The 6,280-nt window shown below is 51.8% G+C and carries 9 protein-coding genes; 3 read left to right on the top strand and 6 right to left on the bottom strand.

From position 1 onward, the window contains the following. The 3 genes from IEX98_RS29290 to IEX98_RS23140 all read left to right on the top strand — a co-directional run. The coding region (locus tag IEX98_RS29290; protein WP_229692343.1) for a response regulator at positions 1 to 235 on the top strand (235 nt) is incomplete at its 5' end. Between the two features lie 57 nt (positions 236 to 292). Next, positions 293 to 823, top strand: a complete 531-nt coding sequence (locus tag IEX98_RS23145; protein WP_188891966.1) for a CcdC protein domain-containing protein — start codon at positions 293 to 295, stop codon at positions 821 to 823. Positions 824 to 904: 81 nt separating this feature from the next. Beyond that, positions 905 to 1,243 (top strand): L,D-transpeptidase, encoded by a 339-nt coding sequence (locus IEX98_RS23140; RefSeq protein ID WP_188891964.1) that lies wholly within the window; start codon positions 905 to 907, stop codon positions 1,241 to 1,243. 112 nt (positions 1,244 to 1,355) lie between these two features. Here IEX98_RS23140 and IEX98_RS23135 read toward each other — a convergent pair whose 3' ends face one another. The 6 genes from IEX98_RS23135 to IEX98_RS23110 all read right to left on the bottom strand — a co-directional run bounded on the left by IEX98_RS23135 (position 1,356) and on the right by IEX98_RS23110 (position 6,253). Further along, entirely contained in the window at positions 1,356 to 2,147 is a 792-nt protein-coding gene (locus tag IEX98_RS23135) for a glucosaminidase domain-containing protein (RefSeq protein ID WP_188891962.1), read from the bottom strand. A 12-nt stretch (positions 2,148 to 2,159) separates the two neighbouring features. Further along, positions 2,160 to 3,341 carry a glycosyltransferase gene (locus IEX98_RS23130; protein ID WP_188891960.1) on the bottom strand — a complete coding sequence of 394 codons (1,182 nt, stop codon included), beginning with the start codon at positions 3,339 to 3,341 and terminating at the stop codon, positions 2,160 to 2,162. A gap of 208 nt (positions 3,342 to 3,549) precedes the next feature. Beyond that, positions 3,550 to 4,371, bottom strand: coding sequence for a TatD family hydrolase (locus IEX98_RS23125; RefSeq protein ID WP_188891958.1), 822 nt, complete (start codon positions 4,369 to 4,371; stop codon positions 3,550 to 3,552). Positions 4,372 to 4,408: 37 nt separating this feature from the next. Continuing rightward, a complete protein-coding gene (locus tag IEX98_RS23120) occupies positions 4,409 to 5,182 on the bottom strand; it encodes an ABC transporter ATP-binding protein (RefSeq protein WP_188891956.1) in 774 nt (257 codons plus the stop codon). Next, on the bottom strand, positions 5,182 to 5,961 hold the full coding sequence (locus IEX98_RS23115) for an ABC transporter permease (RefSeq protein ID WP_188891954.1): 780 nt from the start codon (positions 5,959 to 5,961) through the stop codon (positions 5,182 to 5,184). The genes IEX98_RS23120 and IEX98_RS23115 overlap by 1 nt, the downstream gene beginning before the upstream one ends. After that, positions 5,951 to 6,253, bottom strand: coding sequence for a thiamine-binding protein (locus IEX98_RS23110; RefSeq protein ID WP_188891951.1), 303 nt, complete (start codon positions 6,251 to 6,253; stop codon positions 5,951 to 5,953). Before IEX98_RS23110 ends, IEX98_RS23115 begins: the two co-directional genes overlap by 11 nt. Positions 6,254 to 6,280: the final 27 nt, after the last annotated feature.

Raw genomic sequence — 6,280 nt, 5'->3', positions numbered from 1 at the left:
ACTGCTGCAGCCTGATCTCATTACGATGGACATTACGATGCCGGAGATGGACGGAATAAGCGCAGTCAAGGAAATCAAAGCTATCAGCTCCGATATCAAAATCATTATGTGCTCCGCGATGGGCCAGCGCGCGCTCATTATCGAAGCGCTGCAAGCCGGTGCCAACGACTTTATCGTCAAGCCATTTCACTCAGATCGGATCGCACATGCCATCGAAGACTTGATGTCCAGGTAATTTTACATAAGAAATAGAAATAATAATTTGTATAAACTATCTAGGAGTGATCGTCGGGTGGAATTACTGACTCATTACGCAGTTCCGGTTATAATCGTTTTTTTCTTGCTGTATCGCAGATTCAAGCGTACTGTAGGCTTCCAGCCTTACAAGCCGAAAAAGCTGAAAGTCAGAATCGGCATCTTTGCCGTTATCGGCATCCTGTTATTCTCCGCCGGCTTTGCCAAGCCGCAGTTGTTCGCCTTTGATGCGATTGGATTGGCGTTAGGTGCGGTTATCGTTTATTTTGCAATCAAGCATTCCCGGTTTGAGCAGCGGGAAGACACTCTCTATTATCGAACACATATCGCTATTGAAGCTTTCGTCGTCGCTTTATTTGTCGGCAGAATCGCTTACCGTTTCCTCATTACGTTCACTAACGGAGGGAACGCCGCAGCTCAGACTTCGGTAAATGATAATGCCATACAAATGCAGCAGTTCGCCGGCGATCCGTGGACGGCTCTCGTCTTCTATATTCTGATTACATACTACATCGGCTTCTACTTATTCATTCTTCGCAACAGCGCTAAGCTAACGGCTGTTTCCTAGCCGTATCCGCTAACGCCGTGACCGCACTCCATCCCCTTACATACAGTGATATCGACCTACATGCAAAGGGGTGAGGCCGTCATGCCTGCATATCGTATTATCGTTGACCTGTCCGACCGTACGCTTTATTTGCTGGACAGCGATGTCGTCGTCCGCTCCTACCCCGTCGGTATTGGCCGCATGGTTACAGAGACTCCTACGGGCGAATATATGATTATCAACAAGCAAGCCGATCCCGGCGGACCGTTCGGGGCGTTCTGGATGGGCCTGTCCAAACCGCATTATGGCATACATGGCACCAATGATCCCTCATCCATCGGCCATCTGGTTTCTCATGGCTGCATTCGGATGTATAATGAAGATGTCGTTGCCTTAGCGCAAACCGTCCCCATCCATACGAGGGTTACGATCCGGCCTTAATCCGTTATAGACCTGTTAACAGCAAACAGCCGCCTTCGATCATTATCGATCCGGGCGGCTGTTTGCGTTCTCAATGACAATCATTTGGATACATAAACAGAATGTCATCCCCTTATTTCTTAAGCGTAACGGTGCCTGTAGCCTGTTCCCAGATCGTCTGCAGACCAAGAGCTGACGCTAACTCCCTTACAGGAACATATCCGGTACGCACATCAAGTACCGTCTCCATCACCTTGCCGTTAATTGTTGCCTCTGTTCCGGTCCAGCCTACTTCACCTCCGAGCGATTCACCGAGTGATCTGGCCGGCACCCAAACTGTACCGCCAGGCTGCTTCCGGCCAATCGCAGCGACAAGTCCATTTACGAGAATTGGAGCTGCCGGCGACTTCTGAAAGACCCCTCCATCCGAAGGAGCAGCAGGATCGGGTGCAACGGATGCCGCATCATACCCGCGTAAACCATACTGCTGGATAATAGCGATCAATTTCTTTTCGTAGGCCGGATCGGTTGCATAGCCGCACTCGCGGAGCATTTGTGCCTGCAGCTCCGGTGTACCCGCAGTACGTACCCGGTAATAACGGGAGGTCGCGAGCAGCAGCTCCTGGTCTTTCATGTAATGATAGACGCTGCTATATACACGGAACGCAGCTTTAACGTCGATGTTCCGGCCATCGACGTACTCCCAAGTTCCTTTTACGATAGCCTGCCCCTGCCAATAAGCATTCGGCTTTCCGCCACCGACCTTTATACCGCCTAGATTGAACCAAGGATGAATTACCCCTCCGGTCTCCAGCAAACTTTGCGCGAGACGAACGGACGGGAACAAAACGCCGCCTTCGCGGCGCAGTTGAATAACCGTTGGGGCAAGCGCTTCTAGAAACTGTTTTCTCGTCATGGAAGCCATGGCGATCACCTCTTAATTCGATAATTTCAACACATTAGCAATGACAAGGCCGTACTCCGTGGCAACATCGGACCATTTTCGCTGCAGAACAACGTTAAGCTCCTGCTTCTGCCGCTCTACAACAGACGGGTCCGCGCGCCAAAGCTTCGAGATAGCCGCCTGCATCTCCGCTAAAGAATACGGATCAAAATCGTTAAAGCTGTCCAGATCATTCACCAGCTCCGTGGTAACCGGAATCCGGCTTACGGCAAGGGGAGTATTCATCGTGAGCGATTCCAGAATCGGAAACGGAAGGCTGCCCTCGAACAATGTAGGAACGATCGTCCCCTTAGCGTAGCGGTACAGACTAGGCAGATCCTGCGATGGAATGCGTCCGATAAAGCGGACACTGCTCCGATGAGCCACAATGCTGCAGCTCTGTACCAGTCTTTCAATCTCACCGCCAAGCGGGTGGTTATGCGCATGATCGGTAAACACCAGCTGCATGTTAGACCGCCTCCCTTCACGCGTATGAAGAAAATTAAGGAAGGCTTGCGCAAGCCGCAAATGATTTTTATGATCGCGTACAGCCGATGGGAACAAGAAATACGGCTGCATTAAGTTATATTTTTGGCGAAATCTCCGTTCTGAAAGCACGCCGAACAGTTGAAATTCCTCCACGGGAGCCGATGTGCGAATAAGCGCCGTCTTCCATTTCGGAAGCCCCATCCCCTCTAGACCGTCGTATTGCAAAATATAGTTGGAATTAAATACGACTGCCGCAGCTCGCTGGCACATCAATGGTGCAAGAAGCTCCAGACGGGCGCATGCTTCCGGGTATTTGCGCCGGTAAATCTCGCTCAAGTGCGGATGCCGGTAGACAAGATCATGCAGACACAACAAAAAAGGTTTGCTGAGCTGCAGCGCATTATCCAGGCTTACATAAGGTACGATCCAAATATCGACGTTGGCTCTCCGGTTCAAATCACGCACATGCGTAAACTTAATGAGCTCAAGATGAACGCCATAGCTGAGCTGCAAGGGCTGCAGCACCCGTTCCAGCTCCTCATAATTGCAAGGTTGAACAGCCACCTTCATTTGATAGACCCGCTTCGATAGCAGTCCTTCTATTAAACGGAAGAAATATCTGCCGATACCTTCCTGATCGAAAGAGGTGACGAAGGAGTAACCCCAGAACACTCCGATTGATACCATTGATATCCTCCTTGCCTTTGTTCCCCTGTGTATCCTATAGCATATTGCCACGGTCATAAAACGTACCAGCTTGACCTAGGCATGCGTTCGGTTTCGGCAGAAATAGACGGGGGCGGGAAGACAAATCGCTTATGTCCATACAAAAAAAGATTCAAAGCGACGCCAGCCGGCAACACTTTGAATCCTCTCTATTATTGCTTTATTCGCTCTATTCAGCGGACTCAGACACGGCCAAGCCGTAAAATCTTCGCGTATTGTCACGCAGTGTCCGTACCGTTTCCTCAACCGTCAAGCCTTTAATCGCTGCGATTTCCTTCGCAACAGAGGCAATCATCGCCGGTTCCGTTTGCTTGCCGGCATGCTCGCCTTCGAACGGCCATGGGCCATCGGTCTCTGCCATCAACAGCTCCAGCGGATAATGCCGAACGAGTGATTGAATTTCTTCCTCATACCCGACATCGGGTGTGACCGAAACATAGTAGCCGGAAGCAATCATACGCGTTATAGTTGCATCGTCACCTTTAAACCAGTGAAAATGAGCTCTCCGCACGCCGTGGCGCTCAATAATATCGATCGCTTTAGCTGCATCCTCATATACGGCATGAAGGATAAGGGGGCGATCCAGTTCTGCTGCCAACGCGGCAAACCGGTCCAGCAAAGCCAGATAAGGAGCCTCATCGAAAGGCTTGCCCTCCTCCTCGCTTCCGGTTCGCGAATAATAAGGCAAGCCGACTTCACCAATTGCGAATGCTTCATCTTCTTCGTCTCGTTCGCGGATCCATGCAAACAAAGCGTCCAGCTCAGCAGCTTCCGGCAGAGGCTGCTCGGGGTGGAATCCGTATGCAGGATGCACGACGTCTGGATTACGGATGGCCAGCTCCCGGTTGGCCACAGAGGATGCCTTATGCATAGAGACTGCTATCACAGCCTCTATACCGCTGGCTATTGCGCGGTTCAGCAAGGGCTGCTGCTCTTCCGCAGGATAAGAGTCAAGATGAATATGAGCATCAATACCGATTGAATGGGCCATGCTGAATCATTTCCTTTCTGCTTCCATCATTCTAGTTCTATACAGTAGGCTGATGAAGCTGCTCATAAATTTGCTGCTTCAACGCATTGAATTGCGGGTCCGTCCATAATGATTCCTTCCGGGGTCTGGCAAACGGAACGACGATCTCGTCCACGATAACTGCCGGAGCAGCCGACAATACGATGATCCGGTCGGATAACAGCAGCGCTTCTTCGATACTATGAGTTACTAGCAGAACAGAGCGGCGGTTCGCCTCCCAAATCGTCAACAGCCATTGCTGCATCTGCTGGCGAGTGAGCGCATCCAAAGCGCCAAACGGCTCATCCAACAGCATAAAAGGCTGCGGCGACAGCAGTGCGCGCAGGAACGAAATCCGCTGCTGCATTCCTCCCGATAAGGCATGCGGATAAGAGTCGGCATAAGCGTCGAGTTCGATGCGCGCAAGCCAATCCGTCGCTTTGGCTCTTGCCTGCTTCCGGTCGATTCCGGCAATTTGCAAGGCCAGCTCGATATTGCCTCTAACTGTGCGCCAAGGCATGAGCGAGGCTTGCTGAGGCATGTAAGCAATATGACCGCGATGACCTGTCGTATTGCGTCCATCCATCCATACCTCGCCGCCGCTCAGCGGCGCAAGTCCGCCGATTAATTGAAACAACGTCGTCTTGCCGCTGCCGGAAGGACCGATGATCGAGACGAATTCCCCGTCCCGTACCGATAGCGATATTCCGCCAAGCACCTCCTTGGCTCCGCCCCGGCTCTCAAAGCTTTTTCGTACGTCCTTCAGTTCAAGCGCCCATTGTGCTTTGCTCATTAGACTTTTTTCGCCTCCTTCGCTGGCCGCCAGCGGACAACAAGCTTCTCCGCCAATGCCACAATGCCAAACAGCGTCAAGCTAAGCGCGACGATAAGAAACACAGAAGCAAAGACGCTGGCAGCCTGGTAGCCCTTGGAAGAGATGAGCATGAAATGGCCAAGCCCCTTATCGGCACCTATCCACTCGGCTACCACTGCGCTAAGTACCGCATACGAGGCTGCGATTTTAAGACCGGAAAAGAGATGCGTTACGGCATTGGGCAATTCCAGCCGCCAAAACTGCTGTTGCCTCGAAGCGCCAATCATGCGCATATAATTGCGCAGTACCGGATCGGTATCATTAAGACCTGATAACATAGCAACCGATACCGGGAAAAAACAAACGAGCCAGACGAGAATGAGCTTAGGCAAAATGCCATAGCCCAGCCAGATCGTCAGAATGGGTCCAATTGCAACGACCGGTACGTTCTGGGACAGCACCAACAAAGGATAAAACGCCCTTCTTGCCCCTGGAATCAGATGCAGCAAAGCGGCGAGCGCAAAGCCCGCCGCCGCGCCGCCTGTAAAGCCAATCAGCGCAAGCTGCACCGTCGCTCCGGCATGAAGCATCAGACGAGGCCATATCGCGATGGCCTCCGCTACGATAACAGAGGGTGCGGGCAGCTTCCACTCCGGCACCCGCCCCCAAACGACAGCCAGCTCCCATACTGCCAGTAAAACGGCGATAACGAGTATCGGTGGAAAGATCGATCGCCAGCGTGATTTGCTATTGTCCATCCGGATATTTCTCCAGCAGCCTTCCCATAGAAGCGCCGTTCGCCGGGTTGTAGTAAATCTTAACTTGTGAGATAACAGACGGACAGCCGAGCTCAGCCATCGCTTCGCTCATTTGCTGTACAACGCCAAGCAATTGTCCCAGTTCGCCTTCCATCGTCGTCTCCAGCGGTGCAACCCGATAAGGAACCCCCGATGCTTTAATAATCTCAATCGCCCGGTCTACGTAAGGATAAACGCTTTGTCCTTCCGGTGTTGTCGGTAAAATCTGAATGCTGACCAATGCGTTAGCCATTATCCTATCCCCTTGTCCGTTGATTTC

The sequence above is a fragment of the Paenibacillus radicis (ex Gao et al. 2016) genome, assembly GCF_014641555.1.
Taxonomy (GTDB): Bacteria; Bacillota; Bacilli; order Paenibacillales; family Paenibacillaceae; genus Pristimantibacillus; species Pristimantibacillus radicis.
Note: the sequence above shows the minus strand (reverse complement) of the source record. Positions and strands in the feature narration are given on the sequence as shown.